General features: G+C 72.0%; 19 protein-coding genes and 1 riboswitch. Of the genes, 14 read left to right on the forward strand and 5 right to left on the reverse strand.

All coding sequences use genetic code 11. The features are described 5' to 3' along the window. Positions 1 to 15 precede the first annotated feature (15 nt). Positions 16 to 396: a glycine cleavage system protein GcvH gene (gene gcvH, locus EES41_RS25435; protein ID WP_123080459.1), complete on the reverse strand. Its 381-nt coding sequence runs from the start codon at positions 394 to 396 to the stop codon at positions 16 to 18. Positions 397 to 499: 103 nt separating this feature from the next. Then, on the reverse strand, positions 500 to 1,615 hold the full coding sequence (gcvT, locus tag EES41_RS25440; protein WP_123080460.1) for a glycine cleavage system aminomethyltransferase GcvT: 1,116 nt from the start codon (positions 1,613 to 1,615) through the stop codon (positions 500 to 502). Between the two features lie 184 nt (positions 1,616 to 1,799). After that, a riboswitch (glycine riboswitch) is annotated at positions 1,800 to 1,903 on the reverse strand. A 254-nt stretch (positions 1,904 to 2,157) separates the two neighbouring features. Here gcvT and EES41_RS25445 point away from each other — a divergent pair. The 11 genes from EES41_RS25445 (at position 2,158) to EES41_RS25495 (ending at position 14,895) form a co-directional block, all read left to right on the forward strand. Continuing rightward, on the forward strand, positions 2,158 to 2,793 hold the full coding sequence (locus EES41_RS25445; protein WP_254211793.1) for an AAA family ATPase: 636 nt from the start codon (positions 2,158 to 2,160) through the stop codon (positions 2,791 to 2,793). A gap of 191 nt (positions 2,794 to 2,984) precedes the next feature. Further along, the gene (locus EES41_RS25450; RefSeq protein WP_123080461.1) at positions 2,985 to 3,719 is read left to right on the forward strand and encodes an enhanced serine sensitivity protein SseB; all 735 of its coding nucleotides are present in this window, start codon (positions 2,985 to 2,987) and stop codon (positions 3,717 to 3,719) included. Between the two features lie 54 nt (positions 3,720 to 3,773). After that, positions 3,774 to 4,514, forward strand: coding sequence for an enhanced serine sensitivity protein SseB C-terminal domain-containing protein (locus EES41_RS25455; protein WP_037794967.1), 741 nt, complete (start codon positions 3,774 to 3,776; stop codon positions 4,512 to 4,514). Between the two features lie 465 nt (positions 4,515 to 4,979). Then, complete coding sequence (locus EES41_RS25460) at positions 4,980 to 5,975, forward strand: ABC transporter permease (protein WP_008743376.1); 996 nt, start codon at positions 4,980 to 4,982, stop codon at positions 5,973 to 5,975. Positions 5,976 to 6,077: 102 nt separating this feature from the next. Continuing rightward, the gene (locus EES41_RS25465; protein WP_123080462.1) at positions 6,078 to 7,856 is read left to right on the forward strand and encodes an ABC transporter substrate-binding protein; all 1,779 of its coding nucleotides are present in this window, start codon (positions 6,078 to 6,080) and stop codon (positions 7,854 to 7,856) included. Positions 7,857 to 8,008: 152 nt separating this feature from the next. Beyond that, complete coding sequence (locus EES41_RS25470) at positions 8,009 to 9,007, forward strand: ABC transporter permease (RefSeq protein ID WP_174261737.1); 999 nt, start codon at positions 8,009 to 8,011, stop codon at positions 9,005 to 9,007. Positions 9,008 to 9,012: 5 nt separating this feature from the next. Beyond that, positions 9,013 to 10,134 carry an ABC transporter ATP-binding protein gene (locus EES41_RS25475; RefSeq protein WP_123080463.1) on the forward strand — a complete coding sequence of 374 codons (1,122 nt, stop codon included), beginning with the start codon at positions 9,013 to 9,015 and terminating at the stop codon, positions 10,132 to 10,134. A 14-nt stretch (positions 10,135 to 10,148) separates the two neighbouring features. Then, positions 10,149 to 11,255: an ABC transporter ATP-binding protein gene (locus tag EES41_RS25480; protein ID WP_123082692.1), complete on the forward strand. Its 1,107-nt coding sequence runs from the start codon at positions 10,149 to 10,151 to the stop codon at positions 11,253 to 11,255. A gap of 424 nt (positions 11,256 to 11,679) precedes the next feature. Next, complete coding sequence (locus EES41_RS25485; RefSeq protein WP_008743381.1) at positions 11,680 to 12,336, forward strand: trimeric intracellular cation channel family protein; 657 nt, start codon at positions 11,680 to 11,682, stop codon at positions 12,334 to 12,336. Positions 12,337 to 12,382: 46 nt separating this feature from the next. Continuing rightward, the gene (locus EES41_RS25490; protein ID WP_123080464.1) at positions 12,383 to 13,261 is read left to right on the forward strand and encodes a thioesterase family protein; all 879 of its coding nucleotides are present in this window, start codon (positions 12,383 to 12,385) and stop codon (positions 13,259 to 13,261) included. Between the two features lie 470 nt (positions 13,262 to 13,731). Then, a complete protein-coding gene (locus tag EES41_RS25495; protein WP_123080465.1) occupies positions 13,732 to 14,895 on the forward strand; it encodes a cysteine desulfurase family protein in 1,164 nt (387 codons plus the stop codon). Here the strand turns inward: EES41_RS25495 and EES41_RS25500 are convergent. Together EES41_RS25500 and EES41_RS25505 are read right to left on the reverse strand one after the other, a co-directional pair. Continuing rightward, entirely contained in the window at positions 14,892 to 15,983 is a 1,092-nt protein-coding gene (locus tag EES41_RS25500) for an IS630 family transposase (protein ID WP_123079884.1), read from the reverse strand. The genes EES41_RS25495 and EES41_RS25500 overlap by 4 nt on opposite strands. Positions 15,984 to 16,042: 59 nt before the next feature. Continuing rightward, complete coding sequence (locus tag EES41_RS25505; RefSeq protein WP_123080466.1) at positions 16,043 to 16,681, reverse strand: N-acetylmuramoyl-L-alanine amidase; 639 nt, start codon at positions 16,679 to 16,681, stop codon at positions 16,043 to 16,045. Positions 16,682 to 16,750: 69 nt separating this feature from the next. Between EES41_RS25505 and mnmA the strand changes: the two genes are divergently transcribed. Further along, positions 16,751 to 17,890: a tRNA 2-thiouridine(34) synthase MnmA gene (mnmA, locus tag EES41_RS25510; protein WP_123080467.1), complete on the forward strand. Its 1,140-nt coding sequence runs from the start codon at positions 16,751 to 16,753 to the stop codon at positions 17,888 to 17,890. A gap of 41 nt (positions 17,891 to 17,931) precedes the next feature. Here the strand turns inward: mnmA and EES41_RS25515 are convergent, their stop codons facing one another. Then, entirely contained in the window at positions 17,932 to 18,855 is a 924-nt protein-coding gene (locus EES41_RS25515) for an NADP-dependent oxidoreductase (RefSeq protein WP_037798181.1), read from the reverse strand. A gap of 113 nt (positions 18,856 to 18,968) precedes the next feature. Here EES41_RS25515 and EES41_RS25520 point away from each other — a divergent pair, with 113 nt between their 5' ends. Further along, the gene (locus EES41_RS25520; RefSeq protein WP_123080468.1) at positions 18,969 to 19,949 is read left to right on the forward strand and encodes a GlxA family transcriptional regulator; all 981 of its coding nucleotides are present in this window, start codon (positions 18,969 to 18,971) and stop codon (positions 19,947 to 19,949) included. Between the two features lie 61 nt (positions 19,950 to 20,010). Beyond that, positions 20,011 to 23,385, forward strand: coding sequence for a S8 family serine peptidase (locus tag EES41_RS25525; protein WP_254211565.1), 3,375 nt, complete (start codon positions 20,011 to 20,013; stop codon positions 23,383 to 23,385). The last annotated feature ends 111 nt before the right edge of the window (positions 23,386 to 23,496 follow it).

The raw sequence follows: 23,496 nt of genomic DNA on the forward strand, positions 1-23,496 counted from the left end.
CAGGATCCCCTGGGGTCAGTTACCGGCGGTGAGCTTGGCGTACTCGTCGGCGGAGAGCAGATCGGCCGGCTCCTCCGCGACGCGCACCTTGAACAGCCAGCCGCCCTCGAAGGGGGCCGTGTTGACGAGCGCCGGGTCCTCCACGACGTCCTGGTTGGCCTCGACGACCTCGCCGGTGACGGGGGAGTACAGGTCGCTGACCGACTTGGTCGACTCCAGCTCGCCGCAGGTCTCGCCCGCGGTCACCGTGTCGCCGACCTCGGGAAGCTGGGCGTAGACGACGTCACCGAGCGCGGTGGCCGCGAACTCCGTGATGCCGACCGTCGCGACGCCGTCCTCGGCGGTCGACAGCCACTCGTGCTCCTTGCTGTAACGCAGCTGCTGGGGGTTGCTCATGACCTGATTCTCCTGGATGCGGGGGAGTGCGAACGAACAGGGCGTCTCGACTGGCGAGACGGGTCTGCCGGGATTGCTGCCGGGGCCCGGTACGGGACCGCGGCTACTTCTGCCGCTTGTAGAACGGCAGAGCCACAACCTCGTACGGCTCATGCGTACCGCGAATGTCGACGCCGACGCCGGAGGTGCCGGGCGCGGCGTGCGCCGCGTCCACGTACGCCATCGCGATCGGCTTGCCCAGCGTCGGGGACGGGGCACCGGAGGTGACCTCGCCGATGACCTCGCCGCCGGCCACGACCGGGAACCCGGCGCGCGGAACGCGGCGGCCCTCGGCGATCAGACCGACCAGCTTGCGCGGCGGGTTGCCGGCGGCCCGCTCGGCGGCGGCCTCCAGCGCGGCGCGGCCCACGAAGTCGCCCTCCTTCTCGAACTTCACGACCCGGCCCAGACCCGCGTCGAACGGGGTGAGGGAGGTGGTCAGCTCGTGCCCGTACAGCGGCATGCCCGCCTCCAGGCGCAGGGTGTCGCGGCAGGACAGACCGGCCGGGACCAGGCCGACGCCCTCGCCGGCCTTGGTCAGCGCCTGCCACAGCTCCACGGCGTGCTCGGGGGAGACGAACAGCTCGAAGCCGTCCTCGCCGGTGTAGCCGGTACGGGCGATCAGCGCGGGCACGCCCGCGACGGTGCCCGGCAGGCCGGCGTAGTACTTCAGGCCGTCCAGGTCGGCGTCGGTCAGCGAGGCGAGGATGCCGGGGGACTCCGGGCCCTGCACGGCGAGCAGCGCGTACGCGTCGCGGTCGTCGCGGACCACGGTGTCGAAGCCGGCGGCGCGCTCGGTCAGCGCGTCCAGGACGACCTGCGCGTTGGAGGCGTTCGCGACGACCATGAACTCGCTCTCGCCGAGGCGGTAGACGATCAGGTCGTCGACGATCCCGCCGTCCTCCCGGCAGATGTGCGTGTAGCGGGCCCGGCCGACGCCGACGGTGGAGATGTTGCCGACCAGCGCGTAGTCCAGGGCCTTGACGGCCTCCGGGCCGGTCAGGGTGATCTCGCCCATGTGGGAGAGGTCGAACAGGCCGGCCTTGGTGCGCACGGCGTTGTGCTCGTCGCGCTCACTGGCGTACCGCAGCGGCATGTCCCAGCCCGCGAAGTCGGTCATGGTCGCACCGAGCGAGCGGTGCAGCGCGTCGAGGGCGGTCAGGCGGGGGGCAGTGCTCATGGGTGTGGCTCCCGGGTCCCAGGGCATGACATGACGAGGACGATCCTCCCCATCTGTCATCGGAACCTGAGAGGTTCGCCGAGAGTTCCCGGTCGGACCCGGGGAACGTCGACTTGCACCTTGGGTGGAGCACACGCGGATGCCGTCGTGAGGGACGGCGGCGCGGCTCGCTTTTCAGATCTGCCTCATCCACGCGGTACGGGGCCTGAGAGATTCAAGGGAGGTACTTGCTCCTTCGGCGCCCGGACACGGCCTTGCGGCGTGCCGGGACTCTCCCGCGCGGATTCAAGCGGCCGGTATGCAGTTGGTGTCCAGATGGCGCACATCATTGCACGCGGGTGCCGGGTGTGGGCGTACGGGGCCCGAAAGCGTGTGCTGATCGAAATATGTGGCCGATCGACGCCGGGCCCGGCCGGAACCGGGACCCCGGGATTACCGTCTCTTTACACTTGGTGGGCACGGGGCCCTGAGGGCCCGATTCGGGGGAGGCGATCAGTGTGCGGAGATTCGGAGTACTGGCGACGACCGGGACCGTGGAAGGGGTGCCGGCGCAGCGGAGGCCCTTCGCGGCCCCCGCCGCCGCTTCCGCCGTGCCCGTACGTGATCTGCGCGGGCCGGGGACGGGCGGCGGCCGGCCCCCGCGCCGGCTCGGGTTCGCCGCGGGCGACATCGTGGTGGTGTCCGGCCTCCCCGGCGGCGGCAAGAGCACCCTGATCAAGCGGGCCGCGGCCGACGGCGGCATCGACTCCCAGGACGCCCGCGAGCGCTGGGAGGGGCGGATGCCGGGCCCGCTGCCGTACGCCGTGTACCGGCCGCTCGTCCGGGTCGCGCACTACTGGGGGCTGTGGCGGACCCTGCGCTCCGGCGCCTCCGCCGTCGTCCACGACTGCGGCACCCAGAGCTGGGTCCGCGCGCTGCTCGCCGCCGCCGCGCGGCGACGGGGGCGGGCCCTGCACCTGGTCCTGCTCGACACCAGCGCCGAGGAGGCCCTGTCCGGGCAGGCGGCCCGGGGCCGGGGCGTCTCCCCGTACGCCTTCGCCCGCCACCAGGGCGCGGTGGCCCGCCTGCTGCGCGCCGCCGAATCGGGCCGCCCCCCGGCCGGCTGCGCCTCGGCCACCCTCCTCGACCGCGCCTCCGCCGCCGCCATCACCCACATCGACTTCACCGCCCCGTCCTGACCGCCGCCCCGGCGGGGGCAACTCCAGCCCCGCCGGCGTTTGAGGCGCGGGGGCTCGGGGGCCGGCCCCCGCAGCGGCGCCGCACCGCTCCACGTCGCCGCACCACTTCCAGCCCCGGCGGGGGCCGGACGGCGGCGGGCCACTAATCTCGGCGGGACACGGCAGCGAGAGCAACGACAGACGGAGGCGGAATGCACGGCGGTGGCTGGCCGGAGAACGAGCTGGAGCAGGTGCTCGGGGCGGCGCTCGGGCAGCCGGACGCCGGGGCGCGGATCCTGGAGGTGCTCGGCCGGAGCCCCCTGTGGGTCCCGCTGCCCGGCGGCGGCGGGCCCGACCACGACAGCCTCAGCCTGCCGACGATGGAGATCGGCGGCGCGGCGTACGTCCCGGTCTACAGCTCCGAGAGCCAGTTCCGCGCCTGCGTCGGCCCCGGCATGGACTTCGCCGTGGCCCCCGCAGTCGAGTTCGCCCGCGGCCTGCCCCCGCAGCTCGGGATCGCCGTGAACCCCGAGGGCGCCGTCGGCGTGCCGCTGCCCCCGCCCGCCGTCGCGGAGCTGTGCCGTACCGGCCGCACCCCCCTCGACGGTCCCGCCACCGGCGGCCGCGTGCGGCTGTTCGAGCCCGACTGGCAGGACGACCCCGTCGACTTCCTGACCGCCACCGCCGAGGAGTTCCGGGCCACCGGCGTGGTCCTCGCCGCGTACCGCTGCCTCGGCAGCGTCGAGGGCGGCGAGCCCGAGCTGTTCGTCGGCGTCCGGCTGACGGGCTGGGAGCCCGGCACCCGCGACGCCGCGATGGCGGCGCTCGGCCGGGGGCTGGCCCGCGTACCCGTGCCGTGGCCTGTGCAGTTGATCCTCCTCGACGCCGCCCAGGATCCGGTAACGGACTGGATTCGTGAGCGCGTGCGCCCCTTCTACCTCCCCTAGGGCCGCATAAGCTGGGGGGAGGTGTGGACGACGGGTGGAGAAGAGGGGTACCGGGTGAGTGCGTCAGGCACGGCCGCGGCCGGGCAGGTCGAGCACATGCTGCGCCAGGTGACTCCCGGGCGCTACGAGAGTTACGAGGCGCTCCTGCGCGCCCTCGCCGAGGGCCGCCTGTGGATGCTGCTCTGGCAGGGGCAACCGGGTTCCCCGGACGCCCAGTACGGCGGCATGGAGGTCGAGGGCCTCGGGTACGCGCCGTGCGTCACCTCCCCGCAGGAGCTGGCCGCCAGCGGCTGGAACCGCGGGTACGAGGTCGTCACCGGCCGCGACATCGCCCGCGCCCTCTACCCGGACCGCTGGGGGCTGTGGCTCAACCCGCACGCCCAGGGCGGCGGCGTCGGCATCCCGTGGGCCGACCTGCGCCGGATCGCCACCGGGCTGGACCGGATGCCGGCCGGGCCGCTGCGGCTGTCCGAGCCCGCCCTGGAGCTCCCGCAGTTCTACGGGCTGCTGACCCGGCACGCGCACCGCACCCCCGCCGTACGGTCGCTGCGCCGCGCGTGGGTGCAGCCCGCGCTCGGGTCCCCGTACCTCGCCGTCGGTCTCGACCTGTACGACGCCTCCGCGCCCGCGCTGGAATCCGTCCGGGAGATGATGCGCCAGTCGGTCGGCGCCGTCCCCGAGGGCGTCCCGGTGTGCACCGTCGCGCTCGCCGACGAGCACGACCCCGTCGCGATGTGGCTGCGCGCGCAGACCCGGCCGTTCTACGACCGCGAGGGCCAGTCCCCGGCGTTCTGACAACGGTGCCATGGCCGTGATCCGGCCATGCCCGCCCCTGCGCATACCGAGACATCCGTCCCGAAGGCCGCACCGGTCCGCCCGGTGCGGCCTTTGCCGTACCACTCCGGCATATCCACCCAATGGCGCCAATAACCGCGTCGGAAATGGCAGTTGGGCCGGATGTCCGTTCCGCACCGAACGCGACGCAGTTGCACCGCTCACCCGCCCCCGTGGTCCGCATAACGGAAGGTGTCGCAGCAGATCACGGTTGCGCATCACATGCCCGGCAGGTCTGGCGGGCGATCACGGGCGCGTTGAAGACTCCCCCCACCGAAGGCCGGTCAATCCCACAACCACCAGCTCTTCACGTGCACTTCAGGCGCAATTCGCGCCATTCGCACCATCAGCGACGCCGAAAGAACCAAGCCGCCACAGCGGCGGGCATGGGCCGGCCACAGTCGGCCGAGAGGGGTCCCCACCACGATGACGGCACCACTGCACGACACCAGCGCGGCCGAGCCCGCGGCCGTGGCCGCCCCCGAGACTCCGCAGAAGGCGATCGAGGGGCGCTCGCCCTGGAAGATCGCCTGGTCCCGGCTCAAGCGCGACAAGGTCGCCCTGGCCGGCGGTGTCATCGTGCTCCTGCTGATCCTCGTCGCGCTGTTCGCGCCGTTGATCGTCAAGGCCTTCGGCCACCCGCCGGAGGAACTGCACGAGGACCTGCTGGACCCGCTGCTCGGCCTCCCGGCCGGCGACTGGGGCGGTATGAACGGGGACTTCCTGCTGGGCATCGAGCCGGTCAACGGCCGTGACGTCTTCAGCCGGATCGTCTACGGCGCCCGCATCTCGCTGCTGGTGGCCTTCCTGTCCGCCTTCGTGGCGGTTTCGCTCGGCACCGTCTTCGGCATCATCGCCGGATACTTCGGCGGCTGGGTCGACGCCGCGATCAGCCGGGTCATGGACCTCCTGCTGGCCTTCCCCCAGCTGCTGTTCATCATCGCGCTGATCTCCGTCATCCCCAGCAAGCTGTGGGGCTTCGAGGGCTCGGGCCTGCGCATCGCCGTCCTGGTCCTGGTCATCGGCTTCTTCGGATGGCCGTACATCGGACGCATCGTCCGGGGCCAGACCCTGTCGCTGCGCGAACGGGAGTACGTCGAGGCGGCCCGCAGTCTGGGCGCCGGCCGGACGTACATCCTCTTCCGCGAGCTCCTTCCGAACCTGGTGGCGCCGATCACCGTCTACACGACGCTGATGATCCCCACCAACGTGCTCACCGAGGCCGCGCTGAGCTTCCTCGGCGTGGGCGTCAAGCCGCCCACACCGTCCTGGGGCGAGACGCTCTCGACGGCCGTGCGGACCTACGAGGACGATCCGCTCTTCATGATCTTCCCCGGCGTGGCGATCTTCATCACCGTGCTGGCCTTCAACCTCTTCGGCGACGGCGTCCGCGACGCCCTCGACCCGAAGGGCTCCCGCTAGCCACAGGCGCCTGCCGCACGGCACGGCGAATCCGCAGGGAACACCGCAGGTAACCGGAACTCGGCATCGAAGCCGGAACTACAACGGAGGGTTGCGAGCATCGTGACTACCCATCGCACGTCGAAGCGCAGACTGGCCGCCGGCACGGCCGTCGTGCTCGCGGCCATGCTGACCGCGACCGCCTGTGGCGGCAACGACACCAAGAAGGACGAGGGCAAGGCCGGCGCCAGCGGCTTCAACGCGGGTATCGGCAAGGTCTCCAACGCGGCGGACAAGAAGGGCGGCGAGCTGAAGTTCGTCGCCACTCAGGAAGCCGACTCGTGGGACCCGCAGCGCGGTTACTACGGCTTCATGTGGGACTTCGCCCGCTACTACACCCGTCAGCTCGTCAGCTTCAAGCCCGCCCCCGGTGGCGAGAGCACGGAGCTCGTTCCCGACCTCGCCGCCGGCAAGGCCGAGATCAGCGACGGCGGCAAGACCTACAAGTACACCCTGAAGGACAACGCGAGCTGGGAGGACGGCTCGCCCGTCACCGCCCAGGACATCAAGTACGGCATCGAGCGCACCTGGGCCCAGGACGTCATCTCCGGCGGCCCGGTCTACCTGATGCAGGTCCTCGACCCGAAGAGCGAGTACAAGGGTCCGTACAAGGACGAGAGCGCGGACAAGCTCGGCCTCAAGGCGATCGAGACCCCGGACGCGAAGACCATCATCTTCAAGCTCCCGCAGCCCAACGGCGACTTCGAGCAGATGCTCGCCATGCCGGCCGCGAGCCCGGTCAAGCAGGACAAGGACACCGCGGCCAAGTACGGCCTCAAGCCCTTCTCCAACGGCCCGTACAAGATCGACTCGTACGAGCCCAACAAGAGCATGAAGCTCTCGCGCAACGACAAGTGGAAGCCCGAGTCGGACACCATCCGCAAGGCGCTCCCGGACTCCATCTCGGTCACGTTCATGGCGAACGCGGACGACATGGACAAGCGCCTGATGAACGGCGAGTTCGACCTCGACCTCAACGCGACCGGCATTGGCCAGGCGGCCCGCGCCACCGCGCTGAAGGACCACAAGGCGAACCTGGACAACGGCCAGACCGGCTTCATCCGCTACGCGGTCTTCCCGCAGACGGTCGCCCCGTTCGACAACATCGACTGCCGCAAGGCCGTCATCTACGCGGCCGACCACAAGTCGCTGCAGACCGCCCGCGGCGGCCCGCAGGCCGGTGGTGACATCGCCCCCAACATGCTGCCGCTGGGTGTCAAGGGCTCCGACGCCTCCTACGACCCGTACGAGGTCCTGAAGAACGACGGCAAGCCGAACGTCGAGAAGGCCAAGGAGGCCCTCAAGGCCTGCGGCAAGCCCGAGGGCTTCAAGACCACCATCGCGGTCCGCAACAACAAGCCGGTCGAGGTCGCCACGGCCGTCTCGCTGCAGAACGCCCTGAAGCAGGTCGGCATCGACGCCCAGGTCGACCAGTTCGACGGCGCCCAGACCTCCGGGATCATCGGTTCGCCGAAGGTCGTCAAGGAGAAGGGCTACGGCATCATCATCATGGGCTGGGGCGCCGACTTCCCGACCGGTCAGGGCTTCTCCCAGCCGCTGGTCGACGGCCGCTTCATCCTGCAGAGCGGCAACAACAACTTCTCCGAGCTGAACGACCCGGCGATCAACGGCCTCTTCGACCAGGCCATCGCGGAGACGGACCCGGCCAAGGCCGGCGACATCTACAAGCAGATGAACCAGAAGGTCTCCGAGGCCGCGGTCTACCTGCCCTTCGTCTACGACAAGACGATCACCTGGCGCAGCACCCGGCTGACGAACGCCTACACCTCCGACGCCTACAACGGCCGGTACGACTACGCCTCCCTGGGCGTCGTCAAGTAGTCGTCAGACCAGTCAGTTCAGTCAGTTCAGTTCGTCAATATCAGTTCCAGTGCCACACCCGCTAGGCACGAAGGGCAGGTGATGGCCGCGGTTCCGGCTTGGGGGCGCTCTCCAGAAGAGGGCGCCCCCGGGTCGCAGCCAGGCCGAGCGCAGTGCTTGCATATCTCATCCGGCGGTTCTTCGCCGTCATCGTCATGCTGTTGGTCATCACGCTGGTGACCTTCGGAATCTTCTTCCTCTTCCCGAAGATGATCGGGACGGATCCGGCGCTCTACTTCGTCGGAAAGCAGTCCGACCCCGCCGCCATCGAGGGCATCCGGCAGAAGATGGGTCTCGACGACCCGATCCTCGTCCAGTTCGGCAAGTTCGTCGTCGGTCTGGTGGCGGGTCGCACGTACGCCAACGGCTCCGACGTCACGCAATGCGCCGCGCCCTGCTTCGGATACTCCTTCAAGACCGAGCAGGAGGTGTGGCCGCTGCTGACCGACTGGCTGCCCGTCACCCTCTCGCTCGCCGCCGGCGCCGTCGTCCTGTGGGTCATCGGCGGTGTCGCCACCGGCGTCATCTCCGCCCTCAAGCGCGGTACCGTGCTGGACCGTTCGGCGATGGGCATCGCCCTCGCCGGCGTCTCCCTCCCCATCTACTTCACGGGCATGCTCGCCATCGCCCTCTTCTCCGACCAGCTCGGCTGGTTCGGGCGGCCCGAGGCGAGCTTCGCCGCGGACCCGGGCAAGTGGTTCAACGGCATGATCCTGCCGTGGATCTCGCTCGCCTTCCTGTACGCGGCGATGTACGCGCGGCTCACCCGCGCCACGATGCTCGAAGTGCTCAACGAGGACTACATCCGCACCGCGCGCGCCAAGGGCCTGACGGAACCCGTCGTCATCGGCAAGCACGCGATGCGCTCGACCATGACGCCGATCCTGACCGTCCTGGGCCTGGACCTCGGCGCCCTGATGGGCGGCGCCGTCCTGACCGAGTACACGTTCTCGCTGCACGGGCTCGGCTACAGCGCGGTCCGCGCGATCAGCGACCACGACCTGCCGGTCATCCTGGGCATCACCCTGATCTCCGCCTTCTTCGTGGTCGCGGCGAACCTCGTCGTGGACCTCCTGTACGCGGTGATCGACCCCCGAGTGAGGCTGTCATGACCGATATGACCAAAGGCGCCACGACGGGCGCGACGGGCACGACGGGCGCCCTGAACGAGCCCGTCCCCGGCGGCGCCCCGGCCCCGGCCCGTGCCTTCCTGGAGGTCCGTGACCTCAAGGTGCACTTCCCGACCGAGGACGGCCTGGTCAAGTCCGTCGACGGACTCACCTTCAACCTGGAGAAGGGCAAGACCCTCGGCATCGTGGGCGAGTCCGGCTCCGGCAAGTCGGTGACCTCGCTGGGCATCATGGGCCTGCACCGGGTCGGCCAGTACGGCCGCCAGCGGGCCCGGATCTCCGGCGAGATCTGGCTGGACGGCAAGGAGCTGCTCTCCGCCGACGAGGACGAGGTGCGCAAGCTGCGCGGCCGGAACATCGCGATGATCTTCCAGGACCCGCTGTCCGCGATGCACCCGTACTTCACCGTCGGCAAGCAGATCGCCGAGGCGTACCGGGTCCACAACAAGGTCGACAAGAAGGCCGCCCGCAAGCGGGCGGTCGACCTCCTCGACCGCGTCGGCATCCCGGAGCCGCACAAGCGGGTCGACAGCTACCCGCACGAGTTCTCCGGCGGCATGCGCCAGCGCGCGATGATCGCGATGGCGCTGGTCAACAACCCCGAGCTGCTCATCGCGGACGAGCCGACCACCGCCCTGGACGTCACCGTCCAGGCGCAGATCCTGGACCTGATCCGCGACCTCCAGCAGGAGTTCGGCTCCGCGGTCATCATGATCACGCACGACCTCGGCGTGGTCGCCGAGATGGCCGACGAGCTCCTCGTGATGTACGGCGGCCGGTGCGTCGAGCGCGGCAGTGCCGAGAAGGTGTTCTACGAGCCCCGGCACCCGTACACCTGGGGTCTGCTCGGCTCGATGCCGCGCATCGACCGCGACCAGACCGAGCGCCTGATCCCGGTCAAGGGTTCGCCGCCCAGCCTCATCAACATTCCGAGCGGCTGTGCGTTCAATCCGCGCTGCCCGTACGCCGACGTGCCCAAGGGCAACGTCACGCGGACGGTACGGCCGGAGCTGGCGGACGAGGACGGCGGCCACCACTGGTCCGCCTGCCACATGTCGCATGAGGAGCGGACCCGGATCTGGACCGAAGAGATTGCGCCGAAGCTGTGACCGAGAAGCCCGAGATGGACAAGAAGGCCGCTGCCACGGCCACCGCCACCGTTCCCGCGCAGGCCGTGGACTCGCCCGAGCCGCTGCTCAAGGTGACCGGGCTGGTCAAGCACTTCCCGATCCACAAGGGGCTGCTGCGCAGGCAGGCCGGCGCGGTCAAGGCCGTGGACGGCATCGACTTCGACGTCCGCCGAGGTGAGACCCTCGGCATCGTCGGCGAGTCCGGCTGCGGCAAGTCGACCATGGGCCGGCTGATCACCCGCCTGCTGGAGCCGACCGGCGGCACGATCGAGTTCGAGGGCAAGGACATCACGCACCTCGGGGTGGCGGGCATGCGCCCGCTGCGCCGTGACGTGCAGATGATCTTCCAGGACCCGTACGGCTCGCTGAACCCGCGCCACACGGTCGGCACCATCGTCAGCGCCCCCTTCAAGCTCCAGGGGGTCACCCCCGAGGGCGGCCTGAAGGCGGAGGTCCAGCGGCTGCTGTCGCTGGTGGGCCTGAACCCGGAGCACTACAACCGCTACCCGCACGAGTTCTCGGGCGGCCAGCGGCAGCGCATCGGCATCGCCCGGGCGCTGGCCCTGAAGCCGAAGCTGGTGGTGGCCGACGAGCCCGTCTCCGCGCTCGACGTGTCGATCCAGGCCCAGGTGGTCAACCTGCTGGACGACCTCCAGCAGGAGCTCGGCCTCACGTACGTGATCATCGCGCACGACCTGTCGGTCATCCGGCACGTGTCGGACCGGATCGCGGTGATGTACCTCGGCAAGATCGTCGAGCTGGCGGACCGCCAGTCGCTGTACGGGGCGCCGATGCACCCCTACACGACCGCGCTGATGTCGGCGGTGCCGGTGCCGGACCCGCGGCGGCGCGGCGTGAAGAGCGGGCGCATCCTGCTCAAGGGCGACGTGCCCTCGCCGATCTCGCCGCCGAGCGGCTGCCGCTTCCACACCCGGTGCTGGAAGGCGACGGAGATCTGCAAGACGCAGGACCCGCCGCTGCTGGCGCTGAAGACGGGCCACCAGGTGGCGTGCCACCACCCGGAGAACGCGCCGGACCTGGTCCCGGACGACAAGGCCCTCCCGGGCGCCTCCGACGCGCTGGACACGCCGACGCCGTAGCGGGGTGGGAGCGGGTCACGAGCGCCGCGCGTGGGCGCACGGGTTGCAGGGGCGTACGGCCCCGGAGGACACCTCCGGGGCCGTACGCGCGCCCGGCCCCGGAGGACACCTCCGGGGCCGTACGCGCGCCCGGCCGCGGGCGGCGGCGGCGGGGCCGCCGCGGCCGCGGGCGGCGGCGGCGGGGCCGCCGCGGCCGCGGGCGGCGGCGGCGGGGCCGCCGAGGGTTCGGCTGTAGGGCCGGCTGCGGGGCTGGCCGCGGGTCGGCTGTAGGGCCGGCCGTGGATCGGCCGAAGGGCCGGCTGTAGGGGCGGCTGCGGGTCTGGCCGTGGGGGCGGCTGCGGTTCGGCCGTGGGGCGGATGTGGCTGGCGTGCGGGTGTCGTACGTGTGTGTGGCGCGGGGGCGGGCGTACCGGACAATGAGGCCGTGCCTCACGATCTCTTCCCGCCGGGCATCCAGCACGCCCTGGACCTCGCGGGCATTTTTGTCTTCGCCACCGCGGGTGCGCTGCTCGCCGTCCGCAAGAACTTCGATGTCTTCGGCATCTGTGTCCTCGCCCTGGTCACCGCCCTCGGCGGCGGCCTCTTCCGCGACCTCGTCATCGGCGCGGTACCGCCCGCCGCCTTCGGTGAGCTCAGCTTCTTCGTGACCCCGCTGGTCGCGGCGGCGATCGTCTTCTTCCTGCACCCCGAGGTGCAGCGGATCAACCGGGCGATCAACGTGTTCGACGCGGCCGGCCTCGCGCTCTTCTGCGTCACCGGTACCACCAAGGCGTACGAGTTCGGCCTCGGCCTCACCGCCTCCGCCTCGCTCGGGCTCGCGACGGCGGTCGGCGGCGGCGTGCTGCGCGACATGCTGGTCAACGAGGTGCCGTCGCTGCTGCGCGACCGGGAGATGTACGCCGTGCCCGCGATCGTGGGCGCGTCGATGGTGGCCGTGTTCATCGGCGTGGGGATGCTGAACCCGCTCACCACCGGGCTCGCGATCATCACGACCTTCGTGCTGCGGCTCCTCGCGATCCGCTACCACTGGCGGGCGCCGCTGGCCTGGAACCGGCGGTCCGCGGTGGCCGAGGAGCCGTAGTTTTAGAAAGCTACCGCTCAGTAGCTTCGCGGTGTACGGTCTTTTCATGTCACACGCAGCAGCCGCATCGGCATCGGCCCCGGCCACCGCAACCGCCACCATCGGCGACAGTGAGTTCGACCGCGACACCGCCCTGTCCGCGCGCGCGGACGAGCCCGGGGTGTACGACGCGGAGCTCTCCGCCGGCTGGACGATCATCACCGCCGTCAACGGCGGATACCTGCTGGCCATGGTCGGGCGGGCCCTCTCGCAGGCCCTGCCGCACGCGGACCCGTTCACGGTCTCGGCGCACTACCTGAGCGCGTCGGCGCCCGGGCCCGCGGTGATCCGCACGCAGCTGGTGCGCGCCGGGCGCACGCTGTCGACCGGGCAGGCGTCGCTGTTCCAGTTCGACGAGAACGGCGCCGAGATCGAGCGCATCCGGGTCCTCGCGTCGTACGGCGACCTCGACGCGCTGCCGGACGATGTCCGGACGACCGCGCTGCCGCCGGCCATCCCGGCGTACGAGGACTGCCTCGGGGCCGAGGCGGGGCCGGCCCCGATCCCCGGGAGTTCCGCGATCGTGGACCGGCTCCGGCTGCGGCTGGACCCGGCGACGGCGGGCTGGGCGGTGGGTGCGCCGTCGGGGAAGGGCGAGATGCGTTCCTGGTTCGAGCTGGCGGACGGGCGGGACGCGGACGCGTTGTCGCTGCTGCTGGTGGTGGACGCGTTGCCGCCGACCGCGTTCGACCTGGGGCTGGTCGGGTGGGCCCCGACCGTGGAGCTGACGACCCACATCCGCCGCCGGCCGGCGGCGGGGCCGCTGCGGGTCGCGATCACCACGCGCAACCTGGCGGGCGGGTTCCTGGAGGAGGACGCCGAGGTCTGGGACTCGGAGGACCGCCTGGTGGCCCAGTCGCGTCAGCTGGCTCGCGCCCCGAGGTAGGCGACGCCGGGACCGGGCTGGGGCCGGCGTCGGGGGTGGGGCGGGGTGTCGTCCGGGACTGCATGATTTATGGCGCCCGTTCGGAATCTGACGCCGTGCGGCACCCTTCCGCGCCACAAATCACGTTTTACGTCCCGGACGACACCCCGCCCCACCCCCGCCGCCTTTCAGCCCCGGCCGGTGGAAAACCGGCCGCCTCGGCGCCCCCCTTCCAGCCGTTCAGCGTTCGAGGCGCGGGGTTTGGGGCCCCGTTCGGCCCGCCCGACGTTCGGGGCGCCCCTTCCCGCCCGGGGCCCCCTTCAGCCCGTCCGGCGTTTGAGGACCGGGGTCCGGGCGGAGTCCGGGAAACGGTGAAAGGGCGGGGTGGGGGAGTCTGCCCCGGGGTGGAGCCCCGGACGGGGTGGCGTCGGGCGGTGAATGCGGGCACCCGGGGGTGGGGGGTGGTGGGGGGCTCGTAGAATCGGGGGATCATGGCCTACCTCGACCACGCCGCCACCACTCCGATGCTGCCGGAGGCCGCCGCGGCGATGACCGCGCAGTTCGCCGCCACGGGTAACGCGTCCTCGCTCCACGCCGCCGGCCGCCGCGCCCGCCGCACCGTCGAGGAGTCCCGCGAGGCCCTCGCCGAAGCGCTCGGCGCGCGCCCGAGCGAGGTGGTGTTCACCGCCGGCGGCACGGAGGCCGACAACCTCGCCGTCAAGGGGCTGTACTGGGCCCGCCGCGACGCCGACCCCGCCCGGACCCGGGTGCTCGCCAGCCCCGTCGAGCACCACGCCGTCCTCGACGCCGTCCACTGGCTCGCCGAGCACGAAGGCGCCCGGGTCGAGTACCTGCCCGTCGACCGGTACGGCAGGGTGCACCCCGCCGACTTCCGCGAGGCGATCGCGCGCGACCCCGACGACGTCGCGCTCGCCACCGTGATGTGGGCCAACAACGAGATCGGCACCGTCATGCCGGTGCGGGAACTGGCCGCCATCGCGGCCGAGTTCGGCATCCCGCTGCACTCCGACGCCGTCCAGGCCCTCGGGCAGCTCGACGTCCGCTTCGGGGACAGCGGGCTCGCCGCGATGACCGTCAGCGGCCACAAGGTCGGCGGCCCCTACGGCATCGGCGCGCTGCTGCTCGGCCGCGACCAGACCCCCGTCCCCGTCCTGCACGGCGGCGGGCAGGAGCGCCACGTCCGCTCCGGCACCCTCGACGTGCCCGCCATCGCCGCCTTCGCGGTGGCCGCCGTCCTCGCCGCGGAGCGGCGCGAGCGGTTCGCCGCCGAGATCGGCGCCCTGCGCGACGAGCTCGTCGCCGCCGTGCTGCGGGAGGTGCCCGACGCCGTCCTCGGCGGAGATCCCGTGGACCGGCTCCCGGCCAACGCCCACTTCAGCTTCCCCGGCTGCGAGGGCGACTCCCTGCTGCTCCTTCTGGACGCGCAGGGCATCGAGTGCTCCACCGGCTCCGCCTGCACCGCGGGCGTGGCCCAGCCGAGCCACGTCCTGCTCGCCGCCGGCACCGACCCGCAGCTCGCGCGCGGCACCCTGCGGTTCTCGCTCGGGCACACCTCCACCCGGGAGGACGTCGCGGCCGTGGCCGCCGCCATCGGCCCCGCCGTCGAGCGGGCCCGGACGGCAGGTCTCAGCTAGTGACCTGAGTCAGAGATTCGTTGGCAGTAGGCGGCGACTTTGTCGAGGATCTCGTCGGCGGTCTTCGTCCAGACGAAGGGCTTGGGTTGGTCGTTCCAGTCGGTCAGCCAGGCCCGGATGTCGCGTTCGAGTGCCTGGACGGAGCGGTGGACTCCACGCTTGAGTTTCTTCTGGGTGAGCTCGGCGAACCACCGCTCGACCAGGTTCAGCCAGGACGCGCTCGTGGGCGTGAAGTGCAGGTGAAAGCGCGGGTGCGCCAGCAGCCACTTCTTCACGTCCGGCGTCTTGTGGGTCGCGTAGTTGTCCAGGATCAGATGGACCTGGAGACCGGCCGGGACTTCCTTGTCGAGCTTGGCCAGAAACTTCTTGAACTCGACGGCCCGGTGCCGTCGGTGCAGTGATCCGATCACCTTGCCGGTCGCGACTTCGAGGGCTGCGAAGAGGGTGGTGGTGCCGGCCCGGATGTAGTCGTGGCTGCGGCGCTCTGGAACACCGGGCATCATCGGCAGGACCGGCTGGGACCGGTCCAAGGCCTGGATCTGCGACTTCTCGTCCACGCAGAGAACCAGGGCCTTCTCAGGCGGGTCGAGATAAAGACCGATGACATCGCGGACCTTGTCGATGAACAGCGGGTCCGTGGACAGCTTGAACGTCTGCGACCGGTGCGGGGCCAGCGCGAAGGCCCGCCAGATCCGTGAAATGCTCGACTGTGACATCCCCGTCGCCGCGGCCATCGAGCGGGTGGACCAGTGGGTGGCGTTCTTCGGCGTTTCCTCGAGGGTCTTGACGATCACTCGCTCCACATCGGCATCGGTGATCTTCCGCGGTACACCCGGCCGGGGCTCGTCGCACAGACCGTCCAAGCCGTGCTCCAGGAAACGCCGCCGCCAGGTGCGGACCGTGTCCGGAGCGATCCGCAGCCGACGGGACACCTCCATGATCGAGCGGCCGTCTGAGCACTCCAGCACGATCCGCGACCGCTGAGCCAGAGCCTGGGCCGTCGAACGACGACGTAACCAGCCCTCCAGCACAACACGCTGGGCATCGGTCACCGACAACGGCGGAATCTTCGGACCAGGACGACTCATACCGAACCAACGAGAAACCTCCGACTCAGGTCACTAGGGCCTGTCTTTCGGATCAGGCCCTAGACGGCCGTCGCCGCCAGCGCCTCGCCGACCATGCGGATGTAGCGGTCCCAGTCCCAGTGGCGGCCCGGGTCCGTGTGGTCGGCGCCCGGCACCTCGGAGTGGCCGAGTATGTGTCTTCGGTCCACCGGTATGCGGTACCTGCGGCAGACGTCGGCCGCGAGCCGCGCCGAAGCCGCGTACATCTCGTCCGTGAAGTCCTTCGGCCGGTCCACGAACCCCTCGTGCTCGATGCCGACGCTGCGCTCGTTCATCGAGCGGTTGCCCGCGTGGAAAGCGATGTCCAGCTCGCGCACCATCTGCTCGACGTGGCCGTCCTGGCGGACTATGTAGTGCGCCGACGCCTTGTGCCACGGGTTCTTGAAGGCGTCCACCGACGATTCGAAGCTGCCCTGTGTGACATGCACGACGATCCGGTCCACCCGGTAGTCGTCCGGCCGGTCCGCCATCCGCCAGTTCGCCGGGGACGCCGACGTCCAGCTCGCGCCCGCGTGGTCCAGCTCGCCCTCCTTGCGGGGCTTGGACACCCCCGGCAGCAGCCACCACGCGCGCTCGATCTCATCCCGCGCGGCGACCCCCGCCACCGCGAGCACCCCGAGCCCCCCGAACAACACCGCCCTGCGACCCATCCGCACCATGCGATCCACCCCCCGAACCCGATAACGCGCTGTGACCCCGCTCGGTTCCCCCGTACTCTGGAAGGCGCTATGACTGAGAACCTGCCGCGCACCGCCCGCCCCCTTCGCGTCCTGGCCGCCATGTCCGGCGGCGTGGACTCCGCCGTCGCCGCCGCCCGCGCGGCCGAAGCCGGGCACGACGTGACCGGCGTCCACCTGGCGCTCTCCGCGAACCCGCAATCGTTCCGGACCGGAGCGCGCGGCTGTTGCACGATCGAGGACTCCCGCGACGCCCGCCGCGCCGCCGACGTCATCGGCATCCCCTTCTACGTCTGGGACCTCGCCGAGCGCTTCCGCGAGGACGTCGTCGAGGACTTCATCTCCGAGTACGAGGCCGGGCGCACCCCGAACCCCTGCCTGCGCTGCAACGAGAAGATCAAGTTCGCGGCGCTGCTCGACAAGGCGCTCGCCCTCGGCTTCGACGCGGTCTGCACCGGCCACTACGCCACCGTCGTCCTGAACGAGGACGGCTCGCGCGAGCTGCACCGGGCCTCCGACATGGCCAAGGACCAGTCCTACGTCCTCGGCGTCCTCGACGAGAAGCAGCTCGCGCACGCGCTGTTCCCGCTCGGCGACACCCTGACGACGAAGGACGAGATCCGCGCGGAGGCCGAGCGGCGCGGTCTGGCCGTCGCGAAGAAGCCCGACAGCCACGACATCTGCTTCATCGCCGACGGCGACACCCAGGGCTTCCTCGCGAAGCGCCTCGGCAAGGCCGAGGGCGACATCGTCGACGAGTCCGGCGAGAAGGTTGGCACCCACGAGGGCGCCTTCGGCTTCACCATCGGCCAGCGCAAGGGCCTGCGCATCGGGCACCCCGCGGCGGACGGCAAGCCGCGCTACGTCCTGGACATCTCCCCGGTGAACAACACGGTCACGGTCGGCCCCGTCGAGGCCCTGGACGTCACCGCGCTCACCGCGATCCGCCCGCGCTGGTGCGGCTCCACCGCCGCCGCGCCCGGCACCTACACCGCGCAGCTGCGCGCCCACGGCGGGGAGACCGAGGTCTTCGCGGAGCTGGTGGAGGAGGAACTGCGGGTCCGGTTCTCCGAGCCGGTCCGCGGCGTCGCCCCCGGCCAGGCCATCGTGCTGTACGACGGCACCCGGGTCGTCGGCTCCGCCACCATCGCGACGACCACCCGAGCCGAGACCGCCCCCGCCGCCGTCTGACCCGCCGCCGCTGCCGGGGGCGCTGCCCCCGGCCCGGCCGGTCAGACGACCGTCAGGACGATCTTGCCCGTGGTGCGGCCCTGCTCGCCGATCTCGTGGGCCTTCGCCGCCTGCGCGAGGGGGAGGACCGTGTCGATCACCGGGCGCAGGGAGCCGGCCTCGACCAGCGCCGCGATCTCCACCAGGCCCCGGTAGTCCGGCTCCACCAGCGTCCAGCCGGTGCGGACGCCCGGCGCCTCGGCCGGGACGCCGTCCGGCCCCGGCAGGGTCACCAGGTGGCCGCCCGCCTTGAGGACCTTCAGCGAGCGCTCCCCGTACTCCCCGCCGATCGCGTCGATCACGATGTCCACGTCGGACACCGCGTCCTCGAACGCCGTGGAGCGGTAGTCGATCACCTCGTCCGCGCCCAGCTCGCGCAGCAGCTCGTGCTTCCCGGCGCTGGCCGTGCCGATCACGTACGCGCCGCGCGCCTTGGCGATCTGCACCGCGAAGTGGCCGACCCCGCCCGCAGCCGCGTGCACCAGCACCCGCTGTCCGGCCCGCAGGCCCGCCGTGTCCACCAGCGCCTGCCACGCGGTCAGCGCGGCCAGCGGCAGCGCCGCCGCGCCGACGTGGTCGATGCCCCCGGGCTTGCGCGCGAAGTGCCGCGCGGGCGCCGTCACGTACTCCGCGTACGCCCCGGCCTGCTGCGGGAAGCGCGGCATTCCGAAGACCTCGTCGCCCGGCTGGAACAGGGTCACCCCGCCGCCGACCGCCTCGACCGTGCCGGACACGTCCCAGCCGACCGCGGGGACCGGGCCCCAGGGGATCAGGCCGCCGCTCTCGCGGGTCTTCCAGTCCACCGGGTTCACCCCGGCCGCGTGGACCCGCACCAGGATCTCGCCCATGCCCGGCTCCGGCCGGTCGGTCTCGGTCTCGGTGAGCACCTCGGGTCCGCCCCACTGGCTGACGACTACGGCACGCATGATGTGTCTCCTTTGGGTTGCTCCGTCCGGGTTTCCCGGCCGTGTGACCAGCTTCGCCGCCTTTCCGTCCGTGTGGTGCTGACCGGACGGCCACCATGTGACAGGATCTGGCCATGCACAAAATCGCCGTACTCGCCCTCGAAGGTGTCCCTCCGTTCGAGCTCGGGATGCCGTCCCGGGTCTTCGGCAACGCCCTCGGCGAGGACGGGAGCCCGCTCTACGAGGTGACCGTCTGCACCGTCGACGGCCTGCCCGTGACCAGCGACGCGGGCTTCACCGTCGGCGTCTCGGCGGGCCCGGAGGCCCTCGCGGCCGCCGACACGGTGATCATCCCGCCGACCAACGTGATGATGACCCTGGAACAGGGCGTCCCGCTGCCCGGGCCGCTCGCCAGCGCCCTCGCCGCGATCCGCCCCGGCACCCGGCTGGTGTCGATCTGCACCGGCACCTACGTGCTCGCCGCCGCCGGGCTGCTCGACGGCCGGCCCGCCACCACGCACTGGATCAAGGCGCCCGCCTTCCAGCGCGCCTTCCCGCGCGTCAAGCTCGACGAGGACGTGCTCTTCGTCGACGACGGGGACATCCTCACCTCCGCCGGGGTCGCCGCCGGCGTGGACCTCTGCCTCTACATGGTCCGCCAGGACCACGGCACCGCCGCCGCCAACCGCGCCGCCCGGCTGTGCGTCGTACCGCCGTGGCGCGACGGCGGCCAGGCCCAGTACATCGACCGGCCCGTCCCCGAACCCACCGTGGCCACGACCACCGCCACCCGCGCCTGGGCCCTGGACCGCCTCGCCGAGCCGATCACCCTGGCCGAGCTCGCCGAGCACGCCCGGATGAGCCTGCGCACCTTCACCCGGCGCTTCCGCGACGAGGTCGGCATGACCCCGGTGCAGTGGCTCACCGGCCAACGCCTGGAGATCGCCCGCCAGTTGCTGGAGTCCAGCGACCTGCCGGTCGACCTGGTCGCGCACCGGGCCGGATTCGGCTCCGCCAACTCCCTGCGCCAGCACATGCGCGCCACCCTCGGGATCTCGCCGATCGTCTACCGCCGCACCTTCCAGCCCAACTCCGCCATCCTGACGCCCCATTGATGCCCCGTCACTCCCTCGGCATACTGCGTGGTTCCTGCACCCTTCTCCCAGGGGGAACCACGTGCGCAACCATCACGGCAGGGCGGGGGCGGCGGCCTCGGTCGCCGCGGCCGCCGCTCTCGCGCTCGCGGCGGGGCTGACCACCCCGGCCACGGCCGCGCCCGCACCGCGCTCCTTAGACACCCCGGCCGCCGCGAAACCCGCGGCGGCCACCGGCTCGAAGACCAGCCGAATCACCCTCGTCACCGGCGACCGCGTCGTCCTCGACGCCGCGGGCAAACCGATCGGCCTCGAACGCGCCAGGGGCCGCGAGCACATACCCGTCTCGCTGCGCCGCGCGGGCGGCCACACCAGCGTCCTGCCCTACGACGCCCAGCCCCTGATCCGCGCCGGAAAGCTCGACCCCCGGCTCTTCGACGTCACCGAGCTGAGCCGCCCCGAGTACCGGGACCGCCGCTCCGGCCGGCTCCAGCTGATCGTCGGCTACGAGGGCGGGGCCGCCCCCGCCGCCCGGTCCGCCCTGCGCGCCGCCGACGGCCTCAAGGTGACCCGTACGTACTCCACCCTCGGCGCCGAAGCCGTCAGCGCGGCCCCCGAGGACGCCGCCGGCGTCTGGGAGGCGCTGACCGACCCCCAGCGCGACACCGGCCGCCGCGCCGCCGCCCCCGGCATCGCCACCGTCTGGCTCGACGCCGTGCGCACCGCCACCCTCGACAAGAGCACCCGGCAGATCGGCGCCGACAAGGCGTGGGCCGCCGGATACGACGGCGCCGGCGTCAAGATCGCCGTCCTCGACACCGGCGTCGACGCCACCCACGCCGACCTCACCGGCCAGGTCGTCGCCGAACAGAACTTCTCCACCGCCGCGGACGCCCAGGACCACTTCGGCCACGGCACGCACGTCGCCTCCATCGCCGCCGGTACGGGCGCCCGCTCGGGCGGCGCCTTCAAGGGCGTCGCACCCGGCGCGAAACTCCTGAACGGCAAGGTCCTCGACGACAACGGCTCCGGCGACGACTCCGGCATCCTCGCCGGGATGGAATGGGCCGTCGCCCAGGGCGCCGACATCGTCAACCTCAGCCTCGGCGGCCCCGACACCGCCCAGCTCGACCCCCTCGAAGCGGCCGTCGGCAAACTCAGCGCCGACAAGGGCGTGCTCTTCGCCATCGCCGCCGGCAACAGCGGCCGCGGCGGCCCCGGCACCGTCAACTCCCCGGGCAGCGCCGACGCCGCCCTCACCGTCGGCGCCGTCGACGACGCGGACGCCCTCGCCGACTTCTCCAGCACCGGCCCCCTCACCGGCGACGGCGCCGTCAAGCCGGACGTCACCGCTCCCGGTGTCGACATCACCGCGGCCGCCGCCCCCGGCAGCGTCATCGACCGCGAGGTCGGCCAGAACCCGCCCGGGTACCTGACCATCTCCGGCACCTCCATGGCCACCCCGCACGTCGCGGGAGCCGCCGCCCTGCTCAAGCAGCAGCACCCGGCCTGGAAGGGCGCGGAGCTCAAGGGCGCGCTGACCGCCTCCGCCAAGGGCGCGGCGTACACCCCGTTCCAGCAGGGCACCGGCCGGATCGCCGTCGACGCCGCGCTGCGCCAGAGCGTGGTCGCCCAGGAAGCGGCGCTGAGCTTCGGCACGCAGCGCTGGCCGCACGCCGACGACACCCCGCAGTCGCGGAAGATCACGTACCGGAACCTCGGCGGCACGCCCGTCACCCTCGACCTCGCCGTCACCGGCAGCGGCCCCGACGGCAAGCCCGCGCCCGAGGGCTTCTTCACCCTCGGCGCCCGGCGGCTCACCGTCCCGGCGGGCGGGACCGCCGAGACCACGCTGAGCGCCGACACCCGTCTCGGCGGGACCCTGGACGGCGCCTACAGCGCGTACGCGGTCGCGAAGGCGACGGGCGGCGAGCAGAGCGTCCGTACCGGCGCCGTGGTCGAACGCGAGCCCGAGTCCTATGACCTGACGCTCCGCCACCTCGGGCGGGACGGGAAGCCGACCAAGAACTACGGCACCACCCTCCAGGGCGTCAGGGGCGGTGCGAGCGCCCTCCGCTTCGAGGCGTACGACGCCTCCGGCACCGTCAAACTGCGCGTCCCCAAGGGCGGGTACCTGCTCGACGCGTCCCTCGCCGTCGACCCGCTCGACCTGACCAAGGGCGCCGACTGGATCGTCCAGCCCCAGCTCGACATCACCGGTGACACCACGGTCACGCTCGACGCGCGCACCACCAGGCCCGTGGACATCACGGTCCCGTCCAAGTCGGCGGTGGCCCTGTTCGCGATGCCCTCGTACACCCTGCGGGAGGGCGACGCCGACTACGGCTTCGGCTTCTGGCTCGACTCGCTCACCGGGTTCCGCACCCGCCACCTCGGCCCGCCGCCCGCGGCGGGCACGCTCAGCCAGCAGTGGGACGTGCACTGGCAGGACGGCGCCTCGGCGGAGTACCACGCCGTCCTCGGCGGCCCCGTACGCGCCCTCGCCACCGGCTACACCCGCCACCTGAAGGCACGCGACCTGGCGGTCCTCACCGCCGAACAGGGCGCCTCGGCCCCGGGCAAGGAGGGCGCGCTCACCGCGATCGGCAACCTCCCGGGCAGCACTTCCGGGACCGCCATCTCGATCCGGCGCCCGCTGCCGACCACGACCACGGTGTACGTGTCGACGCTCGACGAGGTGAAGTGGGACCTCTCCTTCACCCAGAGCGGCGGCCAGGACGAGAACGGCTTCCCGATCGAGGACGCCTGGTACGCCGCCGAGAGCGGGCGCACCCTCACCGGCGGCCGCGCCTACCACGAGCGCCTGGGCACGGCCGTCCTCGCACCCCTCGTGGACGCCGGCCACGGCGTCTCCCGCGCAGGCAACGAGATCACCGGCTCCGTGCCGCTGCTGGCGGACGGCGCCGGCCACCCGGGCGACTGGTTCGCGGCCACCGGCAGCACGGTCCTCTACCGGGACGGCGTCGTCGCGGGCCGCAGCCAGGCCCCCCTGGCGTCGAGCGGGCCCTTCACGGTCCCGGCGGGCGACGCGGCGTACAAGCTGACCACGACCACGCAGCTGCGGCCCGAGCTCTCCGGGACCTCGTCCAAAGTGACGGCGACCTGGTGGTTCCGTTCGAAGGAGACGGCCGCGCCCACCGCGCTCCCCGTCTCCTCCGTCCGCTTCGACGCCCGCCCCGCGCCGGACGGCACCCTGCCCGCGGGCCGCACGGCGACGTTCCCGGTCACCGCGCAGGGCCCGGTGGCCGCGGCCCCCGTCACCGCCCAGGTCTCCTACGACGAGGGCTACACCTGGCAGCCGCTCCCCGTGAAGGCCGGCAAGGTCAGCGTGAAGACCCCGGCGAAGGGCGCCTCGGTCTCCCTGCGCGCCACCGTCACCGACGGGTCGGGCAACAAGGCGGAGGTGACCGTCATCCGCGCCTACCTCGCGGGCTGAGCCGCACGCCCACCGGCGGCCCCGGAGGCGATCGCCCCCGGGGCCGCCGGCGGGCGCCGTGCCCGTGCCGGGGCCGCGGGTCCCGGCCCGGGCCCCGCACGTGAATCGGGG

Origin of the sequence: Streptomyces sp. ADI95-16 (assembly GCF_003721495.1) — a bacterium.
Taxonomy (GTDB): Bacteria; Actinomycetota; Actinomycetes; order Streptomycetales; family Streptomycetaceae; genus Streptomyces; species Streptomyces goshikiensis.

Bases quoted from the DNA above. Each gene is read 5' to 3' on its own strand.
- gcvH (WP_123080459.1), bottom strand. From the start codon at position 396: ATGAGCAACCCCCAGCAGCTGCGTTACAGCAAGGAGCACGAGTGGCTG.
- gcvT (WP_123080460.1), bottom strand. From the start codon at position 1,615: ATGAGCACTGCCCCCCGCCTGACCGCCCTCGACGCGCTGCACCGCTCG.
- EES41_RS25450 (WP_123080461.1), top strand. From the start codon at position 2,985: ATGCACGGCGGTGGCTGGCCGGAGAACGAGCTGGAGCAGGTGCTCGGG.
- EES41_RS25460 (WP_008743376.1), top strand. From the start codon at position 4,980: ATGACGGCACCACTGCACGACACCAGCGCGGCCGAGCCCGCGGCCGTG.
- EES41_RS25475 (WP_123080463.1), top strand. From the start codon at position 9,013: ATGACCAAAGGCGCCACGACGGGCGCGACGGGCACGACGGGCGCCCTG.
- EES41_RS25480 (WP_123082692.1), top strand. From the start codon at position 10,149: ATGGACAAGAAGGCCGCTGCCACGGCCACCGCCACCGTTCCCGCGCAG.
- EES41_RS25490 (WP_123080464.1), top strand. From the start codon at position 12,383: ATGTCACACGCAGCAGCCGCATCGGCATCGGCCCCGGCCACCGCAACC.
- EES41_RS25495 (WP_123080465.1), top strand. From the start codon at position 13,732: ATGGCCTACCTCGACCACGCCGCCACCACTCCGATGCTGCCGGAGGCC.
- EES41_RS25500 (WP_123079884.1), bottom strand. From the start codon at position 15,983: ATGAGTCGTCCTGGTCCGAAGATTCCGCCGTTGTCGGTGACCGATGCC.
- EES41_RS25505 (WP_123080466.1), bottom strand. From the start codon at position 16,681: ATGGTGCGGATGGGTCGCAGGGCGGTGTTGTTCGGGGGGCTCGGGGTG.
- mnmA (WP_123080467.1), top strand. From the start codon at position 16,751: ATGACTGAGAACCTGCCGCGCACCGCCCGCCCCCTTCGCGTCCTGGCC.
- EES41_RS25515 (WP_037798181.1), bottom strand. From the start codon at position 18,855: ATGCGTGCCGTAGTCGTCAGCCAGTGGGGCGGACCCGAGGTGCTCACC.
- EES41_RS25520 (WP_123080468.1), top strand. From the start codon at position 18,969: ATGCACAAAATCGCCGTACTCGCCCTCGAAGGTGTCCCTCCGTTCGAG.